We start from the raw sequence: 568 nt of genomic DNA on the forward strand, positions 1-568 counted from the left end.
AGGCTGGCGTTGAGGCGGTGGTAGATGCCGGCTCCGAGGGCAACGGGGTGGCCGTCGAAGCGGAGTTCGGGGAGGCGTTGCTGCATCTGGAAGGCGTCGTTGGGGTTGGCGCGGAGGAAGAGGGAGGCGGTGTGGTTGGAGCCGGTTTGGTAGAGTTCGGCAAAGGTGTCGGGGACTTGGTTGGTGCGGAATTGGTCGCGGCGGTAGTCGCGGGTGATTTCGCTGTCGGACCAGTAGTTGATGTTGGCGTTGAGGGTGAGGGAGGGGGTGAGGAGTTGGTGGTGTTTCCATTCGATGTAGCCGCGGTTGGTGGAGATGTCGTTGCCGTTGATGTCCTGGTCGAGGTCGCCGAAGTCGTGGATGTAGCCGGAGCGGAGGGCACCGGTGGCACCGAGGAGGGGGGTGTCGGTGGTGCCGGTGGCGGTGAGGCCGGCAAAGGTGTCGGGGTCGGTGGCGGCGAGGGCGGCGGCGGAGGCGGGTTTGAGGGTGTTGTAGTTGAGGGCGGGGCCGATGAGGACGCCGCGTTTGGTGTAGAGGCCCGAGGTCGGCGCCGGCGCGGATGCCTTCG

At 66.5% G+C, this 568-nt stretch carries 1 protein-coding gene; it reads right to left on the reverse strand.

The annotated features are described in order from the left end of the window. Positions 1-568, reverse strand: a 568-nt coding sequence (gene lptD, locus OBACDRAFT_RS30430; RefSeq protein ID WP_043581856.1) for an LPS assembly protein LptD, incomplete at both ends; no start/stop codon positions are given.

The sequence above is a fragment of the Geminisphaera colitermitum TAV2 genome, from assembly GCF_000171235.2.
GTDB lineage: Bacteria > Verrucomicrobiota > Verrucomicrobiia > Opitutales > Opitutaceae > Geminisphaera > Geminisphaera colitermitum.